Here is a 23,572-nt window from a genome sequence, read left to right on the forward strand (position 1 = left end):
CTAATCAAAAATTACCAGAAACTAATTAGGAGATACCAAATACTTTTTCAATCCTATTTCGGAATTTTTCCCCAAATAATCTGCTATTAACGATGCGTTCACTTCTGCCCCAGCTTTCAACGTATGGGTATGATCTTTTGGATCAAAAAATAAACGGCCTACTTCTGCTTTTCCGCTTTTTTCATATTCGGCTATAATCAAATCTTCCAACGGGATGAAAAATGCATCGGCTTGTTGTGCGGCTTCTTTTGCCCATATGGCATAATCTGATCGGATTACTTTATCTCCTTCCCAACGATTGCGGGGAATAGGTGAGCAGACAATCGCTGTAGCTCCTTTATCCCGAATATTTTTCACAAATAAGCGTAGATAGTATCCATAACTATAAACTATTTCTTTCTGTTGTAGTAGCGGGTTTTTCACCTCTTGATAATCGTCGCCGTTTCCTTTGATCGTACCACGCGCACGCGAGGTGTCTACAATCGGACTGGCATCATTATGGCCAAACTGCATGATGACGTAGTCTCCCGGCCGGATGCTGTCCAAGACCTGTTGCCATAGTTTCGGATTGTTGTAAAATGTACGGCTGCTCGTTCCGCCTAATGCCTTATTCTGCACATCGATCTGTTGCAGATTAAAATAATCTGCGATAAAACTGCCCCATCCCCATTGTCCGTTGCCACCGTCCCCTCGCCCAGTTTTTACCGTAGAATCTCCGATAAGAAAAAGAGTAGGTTTGTCTTTCTTCTCGATAAAAGAGCATAAGCCCCATACCAATAAAATAAAAGATAACGTTATACTAATTTTGTTGTTCGTCATTTTATATATTTTACCAATGGATGTTCTACATTTCTTAAACCTTCTATCACCGAAGCCGCATTCTCCATAGCTCCCTCATAATTAGTGTGGGTATGGTCTCCCGGAAAATACTTCGCTTTCGCCTGTTCGGGTCCAATCTTATCGTATTTTTTGGCGGTAATTTCATTCAGATCGATAAAGGGTACCTGTTCCTCTTCTGCAATCTGTCTTGCCCATAGACCGAAATCCTGATTCGCGCGTTTCACGTTTCCCTGCTCATCCCATTGATTTCGTGGAATCATCGAAAGCAATATCGGAGCGACACCTATCTGCTTCGCCTCCCGTACAAAACGACGTAAATTTTCACCATAGGTGCGTACTATTTCTCTTTCCCCATTTCCCCAATCCAACGTAATGGAGTCTTGTCCGATTCCTCTTAACACACCTCGATAGCCTTGTCGGGTTGTATCCGGCTTACTGCCCTCATTATGTCCAAATTGAATCAACAGGTAATCACCAGGTTTCATATTTTCCTTCACCTTATCCCAGCGCCCTTCTTTACGGAAAGTACGTGTGCTTCGACCCGCCATGGCATGATTGGCTACAACCACTTGTGTCGTATCCAAAAATTCGCCGATTAGCGATCCCCAACCCCAATACGCCTGATTACTATTTCTTACCGTAGAATCTCCAATCAAATAAATCGTCGGTCGATCTTGTTTTCCAAAAGAAAAAAGACATACCGCCAATACGATGATCGTCAATTGTTTTATCATTTGCTTATCCTATTTATTTGTTTTTAAACCTCGATCTGGTTTTACGATACGTATGTCCGGCGTTTTAACGGGTAAGGTCATTCCTGTTCCGAGATAAAAACCAGTATGGGGAGGTTGATTATAGGCTACATTTTGCCAAGCGATACTCAAACGGTATACTGGATCATGCATCAATGTGTACAGACGGTGTTCCGTTGGAATGGTTGTCGTGTATATCCGTAGGGACTGGTTGTCATCGGATCGAATGACAAGCTCTTCCCGCCAGTCACCGAAGATATCTGCACTCAGATTGGGGGTGCTTTTTGATCCATTAATGGAGGAAGCTCCTTCGGCTCTAAAAATAACACCCTGTTGATATTTCTCTATATAATTACTGTTCAACAACTCCCGGCTCAAATCCTCATCCCACCAGATAAGAAAATTGGCTGAACGAGGGGAAGGCCCCACCGGATTTCCTTTCATATCATACATAACCTTTGAACCTAACCACCACATATAGGCTCCTCGGTGATTGGGATCGATATTAGCTGCTACTCCTCTTCCTACATCTTGGTCAATAGCTCCTTTAAAGAGCACTTCCCCTGTTCTTGCATCGCGAAGTGCCGCTCCTACACCTTTACGTCCACCTTTCAATTCATGTATACCAAACGCCTCCAAGCCCGGACGGTCCGGATCTAAATCGGTTACATGCAATGCATCGCCATGTCCTAAACCTGTTGTATATAATCCAGTACCGTCATCATCGATGCACATCGCACCGAATATAATTTCGTCTTTTCCATCTTGGTCTACGTCAGCCACCGATAGACTATGATAGCCTTGTCCCGCATATGGATGTTTACCCGTTTTCGTATCAAAAACCCAACGGCTCACTAATTTTCCATCTTTAAAATCCCAAGCGGCTAGTGTCGTCCGTTCATAATAACCTCGTGTCATGACAAGACTAGGATTCGTTCCATCTAAATAAGCAATCGCTGCCAGATAACGTTCTGAACGATTCGCTCGAGTATCTCCCCAACTGCGAAGATCACCTCTTTCCGGAAGATAATCCACGGTGCTGACCGCCGCACCTGTACGTCCGTCAAAAACAGTCAAGTATTCTGGCCCCTCTAAAATACGACCATAGGTAGACGAGTTGCTGTCGGTATCCCGCCAATCCGCATCGGCATCGCCTATTATCTTTCCGAGGCCGTCTTTTGTACCGTCTGCCGTTTTACATACGAACTCTGCACATCCGTCTCCATCCAAATCGTACACCATAAATTGTGTGTAGTGGGCACCCTCCCGAATATTTTTTCCGAGGTTAATTTCCCAAAGAAAAGTGCCATCAAGTTTATATGCCTGAAAAATAGGATCGGTCGTGATACCATTATGCGCATTGTCATGTCCCTTTCCCGTTTGATGTATGATAATTTCATATACGCCATCGCCATCTAAATCCCCTACAGATGCATCTCCTGGCGTATAACCTGCCGGGGTTTGTAGTGGAATCTCCAAATACTGCCTTACAGGTGTATTCTTCGCCAGTTTCAGCTCGGCTTCGAAGTTTTCCTGTTGGTTTTGCACACTAACCAACGTATAGGTTACGTCTTTCGTTAAATTGACTTGTTTATCTTCAAAGTTTGTTCCTTTCATCAACGGTTGATCGGTAAGGCGCACCTTTTCCTCTCCTCCGTATTGTCGATAAAGGTGAAAAGGAAGATTATACGCATCCGTTGCGAGCAGACGCCAACTGAGAAATGCGCTATTATCGCCCGTTTTAACCGCAATCAATCCACGGTCTAAATATTCCATATAACGTTGGGCCGAAAGAGGTGTTGCCAGAAACACGGCAGATATGACGAACAGGAGGTTTATCAAGAAGTTCTGTGGGGTTGTAGTGCGTACCATATCTTTATTATTTTGGCTTATTTCTGAACAATTTCTTTACCGTTCACGACGACATTGTTTAATGTAAAATCCGCAATATAGTCCTGATTGATATGTGGTCTTTTCGCTTTGACATTCATGTTTTCAAATGTAAAATTGGACAGCTGATACTGATCGGAGTTACTGACGTCAAACAATACATTACATTCCAAATCGATATTACGTAGGACGATATTCCGCGCATAGGAAAGTTTAATACCTTCTTCTCCCTTCAGGTTAAAAAACTGTGTCCAAGGGCGGATAAACAGCATGATATCAGCGGTTCCCTTGACATTTTCAACAAGAATATGTTCGTATTCCTGTGGGGTATCCGGACGCATCTTCAATTGTAGCATTCTTTTCGCACCATTTAGCGTATTATTCCGATAAATAATGTTGTAGCTATGGATCGATTCACTACCACAGGTTAAGGTACTATGACAGAATCCAAACGTACAATCTTCAATAATAATATTATAATTCGGGCCATTATTAGGGTCTTTGTCGGCTTGCGGTCCTTTGCCTCCTTTTAACGCAATAGCATCGTCGTTCACCGACATATAGCAATTTTTAATCAACACATTATGGCAGTCATCTAAATCAATCGCATCGGAACTCGGCGCCTTAACAGGTTTCTCCGGTGCGGTGATATGTAAATCAACAAGTTTTAAGTTTTCACAACGGTAATAATGTGATGTCCAGAACGGAGAATTCTTTAAATGTATCCCCGAAACCTGTACATCTTTGCTGTTCGATACATACAAGACCCGTGGACGCATTTCATCTTTGTTCGTACAGTCCGGATTGAATCCTCTCCGAAGCCAAAAGGCTTTCCAGTACCGCAGTCCGTTTCCATCTAACGTCCCTTTGCCCGACACGGTAAAACCATCAACTTTATCGGCATTGACCAACGCCGCAAAATACTTAACCGTTTCTCCTTCTATACGTGTCATCAATAGTTTAAAATGGCTGATATCATCACTTCCTTTTAAGACTGCACTCTCTTCTAAGTGCAAATGGGTTTTTGGCTTAAAAAATAAAGATCCACTAAGAAACGTACCTCTGGGTATAATGATTACCCCTCCTCCACTTTCATAGGCCTTGTCTATGACAGCCTGAATCTTCTCCGTTTGGAGGACAGTACTATCTTGCACAACGCCAAAATCCGTAATACGATAGGATTTCCCTAGTGTTTCTATACGGGTCGGCTCCACCTTTTTAAACCAATCGGAGACTGCCGTTCCATCTGGAAATTGATCTTGCCCCTTTACCAGGCTTATGGAAGTCAGTGTTACAAATAACACGGCAATTATGAAGATTCTGCTTTTCATATATTCTTTTTTTCGGTCAGCTCGCTAGCTCTATTATCGTTTAACTTTCAATTTATAATCCCTAAACTATTAACAATTGGCAGCACAGGCAACCTGTAGTGTCCTGTTTGCACCGCTAAAAAAGTGAATTAAAGTCGCTTTTCTAAAGAAAAAGCCTGTATATAGGGTTTGATAGCGATGTGTAAAAACTTTGTTATGGTTACCTCCAACCGGACGGAAATACAGAAAAAAAGTGACTGTTATTGAAAAAAAAGTGATCACATTTGAAACACCAATGACCATTAGCAAAACAAACGTAATTATCGACAATATAAATATCGCCACATCTGATATGCCAACGGCCACCAGCAAATGACAAGCGGCCATGAATAACTCTCCGATAACCACTGGATATGTGCCAGCAAACACCGCTAAAACAAAGATGATCATCGACAGTTTACAGGCGGACATAGGCAAAACAAAAGTGATCACAGATGGTACATCAACGATCACTGACGGATTACGAACGAACACGGAAAATTCACCAACAACCGTTGAAAGTTCGCCAACATAGATTGTCAAAAAAGATACAACCACCGTCAGTTTACAGGCAGGCGTAGGCAAAACAGAAGTGATCACAAATGGTACACCAGCAGTCATCGGCAGATCACGGGGAACCACATGCAGATCGCCCGTGATCGCTTGTACTTCAGCAGCAACCCCTTTTTCCATTTGGTAGTTTACACACACTTCGTGGGATCCTACCGAACTATGATATTTTCACAAACTCCAATCACTTCGATAATTGAAAAAATAGATACTTCTCAAATAGAAAAACGAGGCTATAAAAACCTCGTTCCTATTTTCACCATTCCTTATACCGAAGAAAAGGTATATCCTTGGGAGGCAATAGTTCATCCTTATCCATATCAAAAAGGGAGTACTTTACGACTTTGTAATATTCTAATAAGGTTGGCATTTTGCTAATTCGGGGATTATGCAGACTATGATTGTAGGTATAACTATAGCCTTTTTTGTCTTTGTATTGGACAGAATCTACTCCAATTGCCTTATTCAAAAAATTTACAAATTTTTCGCGGTTAGGCCCACGTTTTATTTGGTTTACCATATTCACGTACTGTTGTTTAGCCTCATTTGTTTGCTGTGCATACTTATCTGACAGCTGTGCATATTTATCGTACTCTACACTAGATTCACGAAGTTTACCAAGCATAACTCTAATCGTTCGTTCCTCTTGATTAGAGTTATGCTGAGCCATACCAATTCCTATACATAGAACCAATCCCAATGTAAAAAGTAAAATTTTTTCAAGTATTTTCATGATTATTCTTTTTTTTTAAATTTCAGCATCATACCTACTGTTCTTTTTCGACATAACGGTCTATCAAGAAATACAATTTATTCTTTTAGTCATCACAATCTGAACCAAGGGTACTAAGTGGTATCTTACCAGCTATCACGTCTTTTATTTGGCTGTAACTCCCTGTACCAATCAAGAAAAAAACAACATCAGAATCGCCACAGGCAAAGTTGTTGCCCATGGCGATCCCAATGTCATACAAGGAAGGCTTACTAAACTTCTCGTTTGTTATTCCCTCTCCGCATAACGGTCAATTGTAAAATAAAGCAGAATCGGTTCAAAAAGTCACTTTATATCCCGGTCTATCCCCTCCAGCTTCTATGTAAGCCTCTGTCTTCTCCGGTAAGAGGGTATCCCTTCTCTCAAAAATGTGCTTCTTAATGATCTTATATAGGTCCAACCTATCTATAGAATGCAACGTAAGATCAAATGGCATGGAAGGGGCAGAATAACTATATCTGATACGTGGGGGGCCGTCGTACTCCACTTTGTTCTGTGCGATCGCACCGTTGATATGTGACAAGTATTTATCGGGAGCATTCCGGATAATTTCGATTTGATCCCGATACAGGGTGTACATCGAATCCCGTTTATTCTCGTAATGCTTGTACTTTTCAGCCTTTCCTTTGTACTCTTCATAACTACGCTTATAATGTAGCAACCAATTAAACTCTGCATCCACACCAATACTTTCTCTTTTTCCTGAGCAAATATTGCCGATGGTTGACTAAAAATAAGGATAGTTATAATAAAAATAATATTTTTCATAAACTTCAATCATTTCGACAAATGAGAAAATAGATACTTTTCAAGTGGAAGAACGAGGCTATAAAAACCCCGTTCCTATTTTCACCATTCCTTATACCGAAGAAAAGGTATATCCTTGGGAGGCAATAGTTCATCCTTATCCATATCAAAAAGGGAGTACTTTACGACTTTGTAATATTCTAATAAGGTTGGCATTTTGCTAATTCGGGGATTATGCAGACTATGATTGTAGGTATAACTATAGCCTTTTTTGTCTTTGTATTGGACAGAATCTACTCCAATTGCCTTATTCAAAAAATTTACAAATTTTTCGCGGTTAGGCCCACGTTTTATTTGGTTCACCATATCAACGTACTGTTTTTTAGCCTCATTTTTTTGCTGTTCGTACTTATCCGACAGTTGGGCATATTTATCGTACTTCACCGCATAGTCTAATAAATACATAAGTTGCTTTTTTATTTCAACTCTTTCTGATACCTCTTGTGCTACAGTAACTGTACATAATAAGCACAAGAAAAAACATTTCAAAAGTGTTATTCCCATCTTTTTCATGATTATTCTTTTTTTAAAGTTAAAAAATCTATTTATGTCTATAGTATATTCTATAATATTTCGTTGTCACCGTTCCATTTCCTGTGAACGTGACTGAAGGATGCACTGGTCCATAAGATTCTGGAATATCTCTCGGATGATGCTGTATAACGCCATAAACTCCCATTTTACTCTCCACTTTTGTGGCATATCCATCTAAATCAATCTCTGTCACAATGGCTGAATGTTGTATAGCGTCTCGCCAATCTTGACTAGGAGATGTCCAAATATAATAGCCAACTCTATCCCCTACTTGCACGTTATCACTTGGTGTTAATGCATCGTAATTAGAAAGGTCAGGATAATAAATAAATTTTGTATGAGGAAGATCATAAGATGATGGATCTGAATTTTCACCAAATGCATAATAATGACAATTATAAAATGCCGGATTTGGAATTTTCTCTCCGTTTTCATCAAAAATTAGTTCACCTTCATCATCATATAAATACATCAAATCTGGCTCTGGGAGATGTTCATAAAAATCATCAGTTGTTTTCAGTTTATCCCGCCAAGGAGTCGATGCAGGACTCCTATCCCCAACTTTATACGATTGCTGCGTACCTCCACCAGGGTTAGGATTCGTTGGAATTGGATCAACATACCCCGGATTTGTACCAGAGCCGGAACCCGAGCCGGAGCCGGAACCGGACCCAGAACCGTTACCACTGCTAGAACCATTGCCATTACCAGGAGGATCTGTCTGCTCACCCGGACTTCCTGTATCATCGTCACACACTTGTTGATACTGCAATTCCCATTTTGGTTCACAGTCCATATCTACATTAATCACATCCTCTCCCCATTCCTCATCCCATTCCGAGTGGGTATCTTGTTCACAGCCCTCCACCTCTACCCATACGGGGACGGTACTGCAAGAATTCCAACCTCCGGTAGTAGATGAGAAGGTAGTCATCACCGGTTCTTCGGCAGGCGTTATCCGAGCAACGATTTTCCCCTCCCGATAGCGCCATCCATTGATTAAGGAGCCATCCAGATTATAGAATTTCACATCACCCTCAAAGTCTTTATCCCGTTTGAAATAGCTGTTCTTGTGTATCCTATCTGTTCTTTTCAGATAATCATAGGTACCCACAAATACAGATATAAAGGAACGCATTTCGCCTGTTTCCATATCTTTTTGGATAATCAGTCTCGCCGAATTACGAACAGCTTTCCTATCCGATTCCCGATTCATCCGTTCCTTGGTCTCTGCATCTAGGAAAAGTACTTTTCCTTTGGTTTTAATAGGCATTTCCACTATCGCATAACGCCCTTGTTTTCTCTCTTTTGCACGCTCCCAATTCGGCATAGATAATATACCTTTTTTCTTACTAGCTTGACCGCTAGCCCGCTGTTGTTTAGCAGAAGCATCTGGTCCGGTTTTAAATTCGAAGACAGGCTGCTCGACGGTATTATACCATCGCTGAGCTTCATCAACTTTTAGATTTAGTTCGTCCTGATCGTCTATGCGCTCTGTGTAAGGAAGGAAATCATGCCGGTTACAGGCGTATGCCAGCAAGATAACGATTCCGATGAGCTGTAGCCATCGGTGCCTTTGTTTTTGTGGGGTTCTCTTCATTTTTTGATTTATTTGTTAATATATATTAAATGCGTCTCTTAATTGTTGGTGTAGCTCATAAGTTTCAAAACTGTAAATCTTCACGTCTTCTTCCAGCACTTGTCTGGCTAACGATCGTCCCTCTTCCCATTTACCCATATTCTTATACAGGATCGCCAAGCGTACCCTTGTCCGCTGCCGGGAAGGAACCATAGCATTTGCATAGATATACATCTGTTCGGCTTTATGAAAGCTGCTAAGCGCATAAAGGCAATCTCCCCATAGGATATAGGCCTCATTAACAGGTTTAATGTTTACCCATTTCTGTAAAACGGCAATACATTCCGCATATTGATTGTTTTTAAACAATGTTTGGGCATAATATGCCAAATATCTGGCATTCTGCTGAAGAGGAGTCTGCAACGATTGCAGAAATCCAAGGTGCTGATCCGCAGAATAATGACGTCTATTCTGCCAGACCTGTACAAATAATCGATGGCTGCGCCACTGATCAAAAATTCCAATCGTTATAAAGCAAATAGCTATAAGTAAGAAAACACGACCTAATCCTTTCCTTTGTATAGACAGCTTTATACAATGGTTCTTTCGTGCCAGCTCGCGCACAGCTAGGGCAAACAATATAGCCATCCACAGCAGAATTGCGTAGTTTGCCGTAGGGTAAGCAAATAGGCCCTGCACGATATAGGCCAATATCGCTACTTTTAACGTAATGCCAAGTTTTTGACGCGGTCGGAATCGAAAAAGCAAATAATAGATCCCGCCAAGGTAAAAACACAGGCCTACCGCACCATAAGCCACTGCTATGCGGATAGGTTCATTAAATACTAAATAATTGTTCCCCGCAAGTCTTTTTTCGCTAGCTATCCCCCAATTTTGCAAATACATTGCTTGATAATGCATGTAGTTTGCTGAAAAGCCGTTGCTTCCCCAACCCCAAACGGGCTTTTCTTTTATCATATCCCAAGATACTTTCCAGATCAACATCCTGCCTTGTACGGATTCCGTTCTTTTAAAATACTGCCAACTAAGTATAGGAACAAGGATAAGAATAAGCGTTATCAACATCAATCTTTTAGATTTCTCTTTCTTTTTTACGCACCAACTTGAGCCGCGAAATAGGATATATCCTGTGCTGGCTATTAAAGCCAATAACGCCGCTCTGGAATCAATTGTTATAATTAAAGGAAAACAACTTAAACAAGCCATTAAAGCACCTTTTCTCCCTCTATTGTGTCTATCCAAAAAGAAAAAAGCAACTATTGAAACAAATAAAATACTCATAAAACCGCCAAAAAGTGCTGGATTATGGAATGGGCCCGTAATATCAAAAAAGGTATTGTTTGACGGCAAAACACCGAAATATTGCAGATAACCCTGTAAGGCTAAAAGACACAAACCCATCAAACCTGTATAGAAAAATAGCCGTATATGGATAACCGGATTTAATGCTCTAATCGAGACAAACAGCAAGAGTAAGGATACCCAAAATAAACTGGATAGATAAGTGCCTCCAAACAAACCCCTACTTGCTAAATAAACAAAAATGACTCCTACTATATAGTCAAACCAACTTATATAAAATCGATTTCCCCACCGAACAAAAAGAACAATAATTCCAAGAATAGTGGCAAACAGGATTCCCGTAAAAAGAGATCCATCTATTGGAACATGGTGATATCCTACCAACAGATAAGCTAAAACAGGAATTCCGACACCAATAATCAGGTATATAATTGGTTTGATACGTTCCATTTTTATTGGTCTATAGTATGAATAAATTTCTGCTGTCCGTTTTCATATAGAAAGGGTAGCTCTTCCCTTCCATTGGACAAATTTCTGAGCCAATAAACCGTTCCCGACGGTACGTCCTTAAAACTAATAAAGTTAAATTTTGCTTTCTTGGTTTCGTGAGCCTTCCAATCTCCCCCATCAAAATAATACAAACGGTACTCGTCGTCGGGCACTATACCGTTATCGGCAGTTCGCGGCACAAACCTGACATGTGTTATTACCACCGGCCTGCCAAAATCCATCCCGGTTCTGGAGCTTCCACCAACGGTTGCAATATCGCCATCATAGACATAGTGAGGATAAGAACCTATGGCTTGTGGCTCTCCAATAATATGATATAAATTCCTTTGATCTACCCTATTTGTATCTTGAGGCACAAAAATCGGTAGAGGGGACGGCTCTTTATATGAAACTCCAACCTTAGGTTGACCTAAAAACTCCATTTCTGCTATATGAATCGGTCCACCGTCATGGGTATAAAACCGGTAATAGCGATAGGGCTTATCGTTATACAATGCAACCTCCTGCCAATAAGGGATAGGTGCAGTATCTAGAAAAGTCAATGTATCTTTACGCTTGCCTTCAATACCTACAAAATAGCTATTCTTTAAAGCTTGTTGCATCTGCTTCAAATGTAGTTTTTCTGGATATTTACGAGTAACAGTCATCTCCTCATGGGACTGCGTCAACGGGCTTAGTTTGATATATTCCAATTTTAGGTCGTCATTCTTTTTGCTTATTTGTTCAAAGTCATTTTCTTGCCCTAATACAAATTCATATATTTTTTCTTGCTTATTTTTCGTTAAAGGTTCTGCGAATGCATTTACCGTACTACGATCCCGAATAACAAAAGGAGAAGAAAAAATAATACACGATTCGTCTTCATTATAGTACACTGGCACAAATACGGTATTTAGTGGAACCTGCTCAAAAACTGCTTCCTGTTTTTGCTTATCAACTTTTCCCCAAGCCACGGGGTGCAGTTCTTCTCCTTGAAATAAGCATAAATACGCGACTTTATTCTCTTCATTCTCCGGGAAAGGCATCCTTAATGTTATGGTCTTGTGGTATCGCCAAGTTTGATCGTTCAATAGCGGAGACGATAGTTCCTTCGGCACAAACTCTAATGAGGAGGACGTTAGGAAATAGGGTGTATTTTTATTAACTCCAAAAGTTCTACGATATACTTTACTGGCTTGTATAATATCGCTTTCCAAATTCTCCCGTAGATTATTATCCGGTGTTGTATAAGGCTGCCATATACCCGAAGAGTCCGGAGAAACACCCCAAAAATGTCGACTGTTACGATCCTTCCATTGAGGAGTATACTCGTAGACTACCGGTACGCCACAGGATCTCAATATATTCACGCTCCAATTCGTCAGACTGTGACAATTCATACTGAACTTTGGAAAAATTAGATCATATATGGCCGCATGGCTTTCTGGTTTTGTATACTTATTTAACCAACGACATTTCCCAATAAATGCTTTATAGCGGTTTAGCGGTTTTCTAATATCCTCCAGACCATCATATGTCAGAATTGAATTCCATTGTCTTTTTAAGGCTGACCGGTTAGTCAGTAACTCCTCATTAGTCGTTCTATAAGGTAAAACAAACTCCTTGAAATCTTCAAAGGACATTTTTACCAGTAATGGACTTTCTTCCCACGTCATAAAAGCATGATCAATATGTTCTGTCAGAAATGCTGAAGAAATGAGTTTAATGTCACTGATGCTATTTTCGGCAAAAGCTGGCTTTTCCATCTTTTGAAATACGTATCCGATTTCTGTCCTGACCGAATCATATATTTTGGGTGTTATCTTCAGGATAGAATCACTGGTCATACCATCAAACATATATTGATACGTGGAATCGAGAAGAGCAAAAAAGTCATTATATGCTTTAGGTAGTTTGACGTGCTGTTTACTCCTATGATAAGGCATATTCGCAATTAAGAAGCAAGCCGCTCTGTATTTCTGCTTATTTTGAAAACGGTAATGATCAAGTACAGACTCTAATTCTAGACGATTTTCTCCGGCAAGCTTTAATGCTTCCTCTACATCCGTAGGGTATCTCCCTCATGACAAGAACAAAACACATATTCCCAGTGTTAAGCATAGCATTACTCTTACAGCCGCATGTTTTATATTTTGGTTTATCATCTTGGTATTGGATGAGTTAATAGTAAAATATACCGTATCGGTCGGTTATGACTTTATAGTTTACAATTTATTTAAAAATAAAACTATAAATTAATTTCGGCAACCTGCGGTATCCTGCTCACTATTGCTAACGCATAAAAAAGGTCGACCAACGATCACCGTTGGCCAACCAAGCTAAACTTAACTAAACTAAAACTAAACTAAAACTAAAAGAGTCTCTTATGATGGTGCCTAAATCATCTCTAATCGGTCAAGATATTCTCTTTAGGCATCACAAATTGTGTGTTTTCTTTTTCCCCTCGCGGTATACCGAAATAGAAATAGAGCGTGCGGGATATGGGTTGATCTAAGACTGTCATTTCACCTGTCGGACCGTTAACTTCCGGTCTATTATTAATTCCCATGGCCAATTTAGTCCCAATTGCCGGGATAGCATCTAAAAAAGAAATATCACCTTCTGGGAGCCTCGGATAGTGCCGTGGTCCGGAAATACCATAAAAATCAAATAAACGTAAATACATATCATCTTGCTCCGTAGCAACAAGAAACTTACCTTGTGTCGTATTAAACTGTACCCAGCTTACATCGGAAAAATACCCTTTGAACTCGGGAAATTCCCAAGGGCCAATCCCTGCTCTGGAGTCGTTATACATATTTTCCCAAGTATTTAGGGTAACGCCTTGTAGTCGGTTTTTCCAAACACGATACGGTCCGTTACCCAACCATTTTGCCGTGATGATATAATTTTCCGGAAAATTAAAACTTACGCCAGCATACGGACGCTTTCCTTGCATCTCATAGCTATAATCTAATTTTAGCCACCCATCAGGTCGCATGGTCCAGCGGATATAACCCAACTGACCGTCAAAGGTAAACTCCACGGTCTTATTTTCGCCTACCGAATTCGTCTTTACATCCTTCAGGGTGTATTCTCCGTCAATCAAAAGCGGTCCATCTCGGAAAGCGAGCTTCATACTATAATCATTTGCTAAATCAGCCAACAAACCTGTTTCCTTTGCTATAAAGGCAGTAATACCATTGGCTTTCAACATATAGTGTACACTATCCTCTGTCAGCTCTACCGTAGTCGCCGTCTTGACAGGTAAGATATCCTTCGTAATAGCCGCATTATCCCGAACCCGCCAAGACCAGGTATATATTTCTTCGCCATGAGGATCAGTGGCTGTTAACAATAATGCGTCATAAACTTTCCAGTCGTCCGGCAGTTGAAGCTTTAAGATTCCCTTTTCGGTCGGCTTTATCGCCGGCGCGCTCAGGCCGTATTCTTTTTCTGTCCGTATCCCCGTAGCATCTGCATAGGGTAGTTGATAGCGAACCAGCTTATAGGCAAACGAACAGGCGGAAAGGTCCGTATGATGATAACGATTTTCGACCTCGATGTTTCCATCAAAATCAGCCGGCAGCTTTTTCAGCTTGATATGAACTGGAGAGAAAATCTCTTTTATCGCAAAGAAACTCCCCTCCTTTTGACGATATGGCCCTAAAATGCCGTCAGGTGCATTTACCCGATTGACATCGATAGTGCCATTAAAGTCTGTCCGTACGATGCCTTCGTCTGCAAAGTTCCATATAAAACCTCCCCCTCCAAGTTTAGCCTCCCAATGCAATTCCCAAATATCGGCTAATCCGGCCGCTGCACCACCGTCATCTTGTGCATGTAGGAATTCTGTCGTCATGTAGATATTTGGTCCTTCCAGTATTTTTTTTGTAGAATAATAATCTTCATAGTGATTGCCGTCTATACCGTTAATGGCATTTCCCGGCCGATGGTGAGCATGAATCACTGTGCGTGCGGATAAATCATATTTCGCGTATTCGTCTACTAATTCTTTATTATGACCGCCCTCGTTACCGTTGCTCCATAGGATGATTGACGGATGGTTCACATCACGTATGACCATCTCTTTTACTAATTTCTTTCCGACGGGTGTTCCGTATGCTTTTTGCCAACCAGCAAGTTCATCCAGCACATATAGACCTAAGGAGTCGCAGTAATCTAGAAACGATTTGTCGGGCGGATAGTGTGAACAACGAACGGCATTCATATTCATCTCTTTGATAAGCTTCACATCGTTCAAATCTAATCTTGGGTTTACGGAACGACCTGTTTCAGGCCACCACACATGGCGGTTTACGCCTTTCATTTTCACTTTCACACCGTTCACATATATCCCATCTCCCTGGCGTACCTCAACCGTACGAAACCCGAAACGTTCTGTTGTTTGATAGTTTTCCACGCGGTCATTTTCTAACGTAAAAACGGCATGATATAGATGAGGCGTCTCTGCTGTCCATAAGTTGGGGTTCTTTACAGCTAAGGATACTAGTCTCACCGAATCAGACGCTTGTAACTTGACACGTGTCGTTGCGACAACACTTCCTTCTCTATCCTTCAAATCTACACGTAAGGCTGAATTTTCTTGAATATTCTCTAGATAAACATTGCTCTTAAACGAACCATCGGCTTTTGCATCAATAGCTGTCCATGCAATATGGGCTTTAGGCGTAGCTTCCAAATATACGGGTCGGTATATCCCGCCAAAAATCCAATAGTCGGCCAAGCGTTCCGCATTATTCACCGTATTGTCTTTCGACATTTTTGAGACCGTTGCCTCCAGTGTATTCTCCCTGCCGAAATGAACCTTGTCTGTAATATCATACGTAAACCGATAGAAAGAACCCTGATGGATATCGCCAGCCAATTCTCCATTAATCTTCACCTCGGTATCCGTCATCGACCCTTCGAAGACGATAGAAATCTTTTTGTCTTTCCAATCTGCAGGAACCTTAAATGCATGCCGATAAATACCTTTTTCTTCATGAAAACGAAAATTCTTACCGTAGGTCACATAGTCGCGACCATAATTATAGGATCCAAAGCCCTGTTGTTCCCAATGACTAGGTACGGCAATTTTTGACCACTCCCCTGCTTTCCTCCCTCCGGTGATCCAAAAATCCCACGCCACGGTGTGCTCGTTATCAGTACCCGATAAATATTGCACTTCTTTTGCAACCTGCGCGTAACCAGGCAGGACAATGCACAGAAGAAGTATACAAATGATATATATGTTTATTTTATGTAAAAACATAGGTTTGTTCATTGTTTTTAAAAGCAGGGCTAAACTACAAAACAAAATACGGTTTTGCATCCTGCGGCGTCCTGTCAATTCGCGGTATAAGCGATGTACACTCGCTTATACCGAGGCACGCAAAACAGTATAAAAAGGTACTTCTAAACGACTTTTTAATCCGTCTAGAATACTGGTAGCTGCATATTCGCCCATCAGACGGAAATCTGTAGAAATGGTTGTGATACCGTTTAATATAAATTTTTTAAGCGGAGTTTCGTTGTACGAAATAACACCGATGTCTCGTCCAATTTCTAACCCTTTTACACTCACTTTATCCAACAGACGGAATAAGTCGTCTTCCGCCAGGTTAATATAACAGGTTTCTTTTTCTATAGGTTCTTCATTCAGATCGCCAACCAACAGATGATCAAAAGCATATTCCTGGCAAAATTTATAGAAACCCTTGATAATGGTTTTTGGATAGTCGCTATTATCCGGAAAAACCAATTTAAGCATACTGTATTTGGAGAGTGGTTCCCGGATAGACTCCAATGCTTCGTAGATATCTTTCTCATGGTTTTCACATACAATCGGAAAATCTCCATGGACGCCATCCACATCACGTCCCAACAACAACAGCTTGTCAGTTGGGATAACAGACAGTACTTCTGCCGCTTTTTCTCTCCCCTCCTTAAAGTAGGGAAAGACCACATAATAATCATACGGCTGCGATAGGTTTTGCAATAGCGTACGTAGCTGGGCAATATCACTATTGTATACAAAGAGATCTATGGAAGCTTCATTGCCGAGCTTGGCTGCTAATGCATCGTAAACAATCTTCTTATGTGCGCTTAATTTGTTTAGAAACACCGCTGTCCGCAAGCGAAAAGATTGCTCTTTAGCAACAAAATATCCCTTTCCCGGAGAAGATTTAATAATCTCTTCCTGACGTAATTTACGGTATCCTTTCTCCACCGTATCTCGTGCAATTTGCAGTTGATAACTTAAATCATTAATAGATGGAAGTGCATCACCAATTTCGACTACCTTTTGCTTGATGGCCTCCACAATCGCGTCGGCTACCTGCACGTATTTAGGGGTCGCAGAAAAGTCGTTGATCTTAATCATCTTAATGAGTGCGGCATTTATGGTACCGCGTGCGCGAGAAGAAATATATAATGTTTCCATGTTACTATAATTTAAGGTTGGTTAACAAATCTTATTATTTTATCTCCATGATATTGAATTCGTTGTTTATATAGAGTGATCAGCGTTTTACAAAGCTATTCCGAACAACAAACCGTAACCCGTAAAAAATGCTCAAATTCCCGGTAAAAACGTCTCATATGCAATTATTAACCTATACTTTCATCAAGGAGACGATCATGATTTTATTTATCAGGATGGAGCGGGATAGCATTATGAAGCTTTTTTTGTACTTTAGATGATTATGCTAGGAGCAATGCTAACCGAAAAAAAAACGATGATCAACCTCATGCTGTTTGTACTCTTAACGAGTATAGGATTACCTGCCCGTGGTCAATTCCTGCAGCTCAAATTTGATCATATTACATCCGAAAAGGCGTTGCCCCAAAGTACCATACACGGTATCGCAAAAGACAAATATGGTTTTATGTGGTTTGGAACCTGGTCTGGACTTTGCCGATATGATGGTTATAACATGCGTGTTTATCGGTATGACGCACAAAACCCTAGAAGTTTAATAAACAGCCGTATACATAATATCCTTGCCGACAACAAGGGCGATTTATGGATATCTACATTTGACGAACAAACGCTATGTCGGTACAACTATGAAACAGATGATTTTGACCGCCTCGCTATAGCAGATTGTCCACCGGAGCTTAAAGATAAAATAAACCGACGTAATCATCGCCTTCAAGTGAGTGTTAGCTATGAACAAACACGATGGCACCTCGATAATCTGTCCACCACCTTGGTGGAAACACATCTTCCGTCGGGAAAACAAAAAACCTATTCCGTCGATGCGGCAAATCCCTGGTCCATAAACGATGCGTATGTCAGTGATCTCTTTCTGGACGATCAACATGTTATCTGGCTCGGAACATACAGTAACGGTATTAATCGTGCCTATCTCGACGCCAGCCCTTTCCATTATATTTACCATTATCCAGACCGCCCTAATTCCCTAGCCGAGAATATTGTCCGTTCTATTTCCGAAGACAAGGATGGAAATCTATGGGTCGGCACGCGGAGTAAGGGGGTAACACTTATCAAAAAAAATGGCGAATATCAACATTTTCAACATGATCCGCAACGCAAGCATTCCATCCATAATAACTATATTAAAAAAGTTTATTGTGATACAGAGGGTTATACGTGGATTGGAAGCCAGAACGGTTTAGATCGTTACAACCCACATATCGGGCGTATCGAACGCATCAGTGATTCCACCATATTAAACACCGGTGTGTATGGAATGGCAGAAGATGTTGATGGTGATATTTGGTTAGCGACTTGGAATGGTATCTCTAAATTTGATCGTAATCGCCAAAGCATAGAAACCTTTGATCTAAGTAATATGCTGACGCAACAACATGTATGGACTATCTTCATCGATCGTAAAGGACAAATCTGGGCGGGCACCGAAGGCGGGGGCGTCTTTGTCTTTAACGAAACCGATGACGGTCAGCTGGCTCTTCTCGGGACCTTACATCATGGCAATCCAACTGCTACGGCTATCAGTGACAACCGGATATATAGTATCTTTGAAGATCGTGAAAATCGGGTATGGATCGGAACGGGGAATGGCCTGGATTGTTACGACCCGCAGACAAATCGGGTAAAACAACTTTCTCAGCTTGGCGACCTCTGGCCTAAGGGCACCATTGCCGGTATTACAGAAGATGATAATGGCTTTCTTTGGGCTAGTCATAAACAGGGCATTTCACGGATAAACAAACAAACGCTAGACATCCGCACCTTTTCGAAACAAGACGGTCTACAAAGTAACGAATTTGCAGACGGAGCCGTTTATCGCAGTATCCGCGCGAATCGCCTTTATTTTGGAGGAAATAAAGGAATAAACTATTTTTGCCCGGATAGTATCCGCACCAATAATACGCCTCCTAAAGTTGTCCTGACTGAACTTCGTATTCTCAACCAACCCGTAGAGGTAAATCAGGAGATTAATAATCGGGTCGTGTTGCAGCGTCCACTGTATCTAAGTTCTTCGATAGCACTTACCCATGAAGATAAAAGCATCAGTATAGAGTTTGCTGCCCTGCATTTCGTCAATCCCGCAGGTAATCAATATGCCTATATGTTAGAAGGTTTTGACAAAGACTGGATCTACGGAGATGCCAGCAAACGAGTAGCCAGTTACTCTAATCTTGCTCCTGGCAATTATACGTTTAAAGTAAAAGCCGCTAATAGCGACGGGATATGGGCGACTGTACCCACCGAACTGTCGATCTCTGTAGCTCCTGCTTTTTGGGCGAGTCAGGGAGCTTATAGTCTGTATACGCTTATTTTTCTGCTGTTATTATACGCATTCTATTATTACATAACGCGCTATACCAAGCTCAAATCAAAGCTTAATTACGAAGCTATTCTACATGAAAAAGAGCGAGAGCTCCACGAAAGTAAGGTTCAGTTTTTTACCAATATTTCTCATGAGATAAAAACACCACTTACCTTAATCCTCTCGCCTATACAACAGTTAAAAACGTGGGGAGGACAAGATTTACGGATACAAGAACAGCTTAAAACGATGGAAAACAATGGCCAACATCTTTTAAAAACCGTAAATCAATTGTTAGATATACGACGTTTTGAGACGGGAAACGAAGAACTCCATATCGAGCAAACGGAATTAATCTCCCTAATACAACAGGTTGTTGATTCTTTTACGCAACAAGCTCGCCAAAAGAAGATCCACCTCAAACTCGCATCATCGAAACCGGCCATTTATGTGGCATTAGATGCAGACAAAATAGAAAAGGTCTTGTACAATCTATTGTCGAATGCGCTTAAATTCACAGATAGTGGCGGTATGATCAAAGTTCGCATCCAGCAACAGGAAGCACATTTACACATAGACGTCATCGACAGTGGAAAAGGTATTTCGCCAGAAGATCTGGATCGTATTTTCAAACCTTTTCTACAAGGTAAATCTACCGTACCGGGTGGTACCGGCCTTGGCCTGAGTTATAGCAAAACACTTATCGAAATGCACGGCGGAAAACTGACAGTGGAAAGCCGTACGAATACGAAACGGAATAAGCTGACCATATTTCGTATGGTGTTACCGCAGACACCAAATCAGCACGTCGCAGAAACTTACGAAGAGTCGGAAGCGCTACAAGATGCCCCTGTTTCGTCGACAAATGTCTCACCTGCCGAGATCCCCGAAGAGCTCCCTTCGCTTCCACGACAGTGCACCCTGCTTTTAGTAGAGGACAACGATCAAATGCGGAGCTATCTGGCTCAATTCTTCCGCAGTAGCTACCATATATTCGAAGCGTCAAATGGTGAACAAGGATTAACACTAGCACGAAAACATGTACCTGATTTGATTATCAGTGATGTAATGATGCCCAAAATCGACGGTATATCTTTTACCCGTCAAGTAAAATCGGATGTATTGCTCCGTCACATACCCGTTATTCTACTGACTGCACGGACCTGGGTTGAGTATGAGTTAGAGGGGCTAGAAACTGGAGCAGACGACTATATGGTTAAACCTTTCTATTTGCCTGTACTCGCACTAAAAGTACGAAATCAGCTCCTAACCCGTTTCCATATACAGGAAAAGTTTAAACAGCAGGTTATTGCTATCGAACCTACAAAAATAACCCCACAATCGCCTGACGAAGTCTTATTACAAAAAGTATTGGCTTATATCGATAAACATATACAAGACTCTGATTTAAAAATCGAAGACGTGTGTCGCGCAATCGGACTTAGCCGAGCCCAACTTTATCGAAAAATGAAAGCGTTGACAGGTTATACGATGAATGATTTAGTCAAAGAGATTCGCTTAAAACGTGCGCAACAGCTCCTTCAAGACAATAAATTTCAAATCAATGAAGTCGCGTATATGGTCGGGTTCAATGATCCGGAGTATTTCCGAAAAACGTTTAAAACAAAAATCGGATGTTCACCTAGTGCGTATGCCAAACAATACCAAACATCTTCGTCTGATGTATCGCAGGACAGCACATAACGCCTTTACACAAATAATCCCATAAATTGCGAAGTCAACTTATTGTATATCGTTATGATGAAACCTGCGCATCTTATTTTTTTATCCTTTTTGGCTATCTGCTTTTCTCTTTCACGAGTTTGTTGCCGAGAAAAACCCCTTACGGAAGACTGGCGCACCAAAGTCGGCGCGCAGTCACAACCAACAAAAATCAAAGAATTTATCGTTAACGATTATGGGGCTAAAAACGACGGCATAACATTAAACACAAATGCTATTCAATCGGCTATCGATGCCTGTGCCAAAGAAGGGGGCGGTCTCGTTCGCTTTCAGTCAGGCGCTTATCTTACCGGTTCTATATTTGTAAAAAGTAATGTCCACCTGTGTATAGACAGTGGTGTTACCTTACTAGGAAGCCAAAACATCGACGATTATAAGGTAATTGATACACGTGTAGCTGGTATTGAAATGGAATGGCCAGCAGCGTTAATTAATATACGAAATCAGGAGAATGCCGCTATTAGTGGGAAAGGACTCATTCATGCACAGGGAAAACCCTTTTGGGATCAATATTGGCGGATGAGAACAGAAGAATACGAACCGAAAGGTTTACGCTGGATTGTAGATTACGACGCACGCCGTCCACGTACCATCCTCGTATCAGATGCAAAAAATATAACCTTAAAAGATCTGGAAATACAACAAGCGGGCTTTTGGACGGTACAGATTTTATATTCCTCCTATGTCACTGTGGATGGTTTAACGATCAATAACAACGTGGAGGGACATGGACCAAGTACGGATGGCATCGATATTGACTCATCGTCCTGGATTTTGGTTCAGAACACGGATATTGATTGTAATGATGACAATTTTTGTATCAAAGCGGGTCGTGATGCTGACGGTTTACGCGTCAACAGACCGGCTGAATACATTGTTATTCGGGATTGCTTTGCCCGCCGTGGAGGTGGATTACTCACCTTGGGTAGCGAAACCTCTGGCAGTATCCGCCATGTCTATGCCTCCAATATCCAAGGTTCCGGTACAAAAAACTGTCTGAATATCAAGTCCGCGATAACCCGTGGCGGGACGGTAGAACATATCGTACTGGAAAATGTCAAAATGGACAGTGTAGGCGTTGCCTTGCAGATAAACATGAACTGGAACCCGACTTACAGCTATTCTACACTGCCGGAAGGATATGATTATGAAAAAATCCCTACACATTGGAAAAAGTTGTTACAACCAGTGGAACCTGCTGAGCGGGGTATCCCAACTTTTCGGGACATCACAATGCGTAATGTACATATCAAGGGAGCCAGCAGAGCCATCAACGTAGAGGGGCTTCCTTCCTCTTGGGTAGAAGGTATCACGCTGCAGCGTGTATCTATCGAAGCCAAAGAAGCTGGCAAAATCCGTTACAGTAAAAACTGGGATATACAAGATTTCAACCTTATAAGCAAAGATGGTTCGACGATAGCAAAAGAGCATACAGAAAATGTAGCGTTATAGCCGCTACAAATCGGCTCCCGACATTTTTACACCGACGCAGATCTTCAACGGGCATTGCAGGAGAGTGTGAGGAAAGTCAAACGATGAGCTGATAAAGCGATTTGCCGCCGCTGGCTGTAAACGGGAAAGCGCCCGAGTGGCACGCTTTCCCGTCGTTTTGCCGTACCTCTTGAACGTGATGCCGTAGGTATTTGGTCTGACGCCGCCCCTCGCAAGCTTGCCGTGGCACCGATATGCGCATTAACCGGCCATCGAGGAAGCGCTGAGAGACGTCTTACATCTCTCGCTGTCTGTCTTCCCCGACAAGATCTCCTTCTGTACACTATATCTATCCGTCTATACGTTATACCAGTCCCTCTTCGTAAACTATCGCCCCCTCTATATGATGATCCCGTACGAATGCAACGTGTCGAGCAACGGAAACGTCGTATTGCCGTCCTTCGATGCCGCGTCGATGCCCTGCATAACCTCCAACACGGAGGACATATCAACAGAGAAGTCCGACTTGTTTATATATCCGTCCCTCTTGCTGGTATTGATGCCCCTCGATGTCGTAAAGAGATCCCTCAACCAAGTAAAGAGGTGTACCTTCCTAAAAAAACTTGACAGCTTTATCGGTTAGTTCTTGATAATATTTACTGTTATTCTATTTTTTGCTAAAGCAAAGTTACACAATGATTCTTTCATACAGCATTTCGATGTAATTTTTG

17 protein-coding genes are annotated in these 23,572 nt (G+C 41.5%); 2 read left to right on the forward strand and 15 right to left on the reverse strand.

Annotation, left to right across the window (positions count from 1 at the left end; translation table 11 throughout):
• Positions 1-21 precede the first annotated feature (21 nt).
• From H8B06_RS17930 to H8B06_RS17990, 13 genes are all read right to left on the reverse strand, one after another.
• Complete coding sequence (locus H8B06_RS17930; RefSeq protein WP_190995575.1) at positions 22-819, reverse strand: rhamnogalacturonan acetylesterase; 798 nt, start codon at positions 817-819, stop codon at positions 22-24.
• Positions 816-1,574: a rhamnogalacturonan acetylesterase gene (locus H8B06_RS17935; protein ID WP_190995576.1), complete on the reverse strand. Its 759-nt coding sequence runs from the start codon at positions 1,572-1,574 to the stop codon at positions 816-818. Before H8B06_RS17935 ends, H8B06_RS17930 begins: the two co-directional genes overlap by 4 nt.
• Before the next feature lie 9 nt (positions 1,575-1,583).
• Positions 1,584-3,464 carry a rhamnogalacturonan lyase gene (locus H8B06_RS17940; RefSeq protein WP_190995577.1) on the reverse strand — a complete coding sequence of 627 codons (1,881 nt, stop codon included), beginning with the start codon at positions 3,462-3,464 and terminating at the stop codon, positions 1,584-1,586.
• 17 nt (positions 3,465-3,481) lie between these two features.
• Positions 3,482-4,813, reverse strand: a complete 1,332-nt coding sequence (locus H8B06_RS17945) for a rhamnogalacturonidase (protein ID WP_190995578.1) — start codon at positions 4,811-4,813, stop codon at positions 3,482-3,484.
• 69 nt (positions 4,814-4,882) lie between these two features.
• Positions 4,883-5,524: a hypothetical protein gene (locus H8B06_RS17950; protein ID WP_190995579.1), complete on the reverse strand. Its 642-nt coding sequence runs from the start codon at positions 5,522-5,524 to the stop codon at positions 4,883-4,885.
• Between the two features lie 133 nt (positions 5,525-5,657).
• Positions 5,658-6,134 carry a hypothetical protein gene (locus H8B06_RS17955; protein ID WP_190995580.1) on the reverse strand — a complete coding sequence of 159 codons (477 nt, stop codon included), beginning with the start codon at positions 6,132-6,134 and terminating at the stop codon, positions 5,658-5,660.
• Between the two features lie 316 nt (positions 6,135-6,450).
• Complete coding sequence (locus H8B06_RS17960; RefSeq protein ID WP_190995581.1) at positions 6,451-6,855, reverse strand: hypothetical protein; 405 nt, start codon at positions 6,853-6,855, stop codon at positions 6,451-6,453.
• 167 nt (positions 6,856-7,022) lie between these two features.
• Positions 7,023-7,385: a hypothetical protein gene (locus H8B06_RS17965; RefSeq protein ID WP_190995582.1), complete on the reverse strand. Its 363-nt coding sequence runs from the start codon at positions 7,383-7,385 to the stop codon at positions 7,023-7,025.
• 136 nt (positions 7,386-7,521) lie between these two features.
• Entirely contained in the window at positions 7,522-9,114 is a 1,593-nt protein-coding gene (locus H8B06_RS17970) for a hypothetical protein (RefSeq protein WP_190995583.1), read from the reverse strand.
• 15 nt (positions 9,115-9,129) lie between these two features.
• On the reverse strand, positions 9,130-10,866 hold the full coding sequence (locus tag H8B06_RS17975; protein ID WP_190995584.1) for an O-antigen ligase family protein: 1,737 nt from the start codon (positions 10,864-10,866) through the stop codon (positions 9,130-9,132).
• Between the two features lie 2 nt (positions 10,867-10,868).
• Positions 10,869-12,851: a hypothetical protein gene (locus H8B06_RS17980; RefSeq protein ID WP_190995585.1), complete on the reverse strand. Its 1,983-nt coding sequence runs from the start codon at positions 12,849-12,851 to the stop codon at positions 10,869-10,871.
• Between the two features lie 461 nt (positions 12,852-13,312).
• Complete coding sequence (locus H8B06_RS17985) at positions 13,313-16,093, reverse strand: glycoside hydrolase family 2 protein (protein WP_317170956.1); 2,781 nt, start codon at positions 16,091-16,093, stop codon at positions 13,313-13,315.
• 192 nt (positions 16,094-16,285) lie between these two features.
• Positions 16,286-17,350, reverse strand: coding sequence for a GntR family transcriptional regulator (locus tag H8B06_RS17990; RefSeq protein WP_223857762.1), 1,065 nt, complete (start codon positions 17,348-17,350; stop codon positions 16,286-16,288).
• 262 nt (positions 17,351-17,612) lie between these two features.
• Between H8B06_RS17990 and H8B06_RS17995 the strand changes: the two genes are divergently transcribed.
• Entirely contained in the window at positions 17,613-21,371 is a 3,759-nt protein-coding gene (locus H8B06_RS17995) for a hybrid sensor histidine kinase/response regulator transcription factor (protein WP_223857763.1), read from the forward strand.
• Positions 21,372-21,425: 54 nt separating this feature from the next.
• The gene (locus H8B06_RS18000; protein ID WP_223857764.1) at positions 21,426-22,862 is read left to right on the forward strand and encodes a glycoside hydrolase family 28 protein; all 1,437 of its coding nucleotides are present in this window, start codon (positions 21,426-21,428) and stop codon (positions 22,860-22,862) included.
• Positions 22,863-22,906: 44 nt separating this feature from the next.
• Here H8B06_RS18000 and H8B06_RS18005 read toward each other — a convergent pair whose 3' ends face one another.
• Positions 22,907-23,185, reverse strand: coding sequence for a hypothetical protein (locus H8B06_RS18005; protein ID WP_190995588.1), 279 nt, complete (start codon positions 23,183-23,185; stop codon positions 22,907-22,909).
• Positions 23,186-23,240: 55 nt separating this feature from the next.
• Complete coding sequence (locus H8B06_RS18010; protein ID WP_190995589.1) at positions 23,241-23,432, reverse strand: hypothetical protein; 192 nt, start codon at positions 23,430-23,432, stop codon at positions 23,241-23,243.
• Between the last annotated feature and the right edge of the window lie 140 nt (positions 23,433-23,572).

The sequence above is a fragment of the Sphingobacterium micropteri genome (genome assembly GCF_014692515.1).
Lineage (GTDB): Bacteria > Bacteroidota > Bacteroidia > Sphingobacteriales > Sphingobacteriaceae > Sphingobacterium > Sphingobacterium micropteri.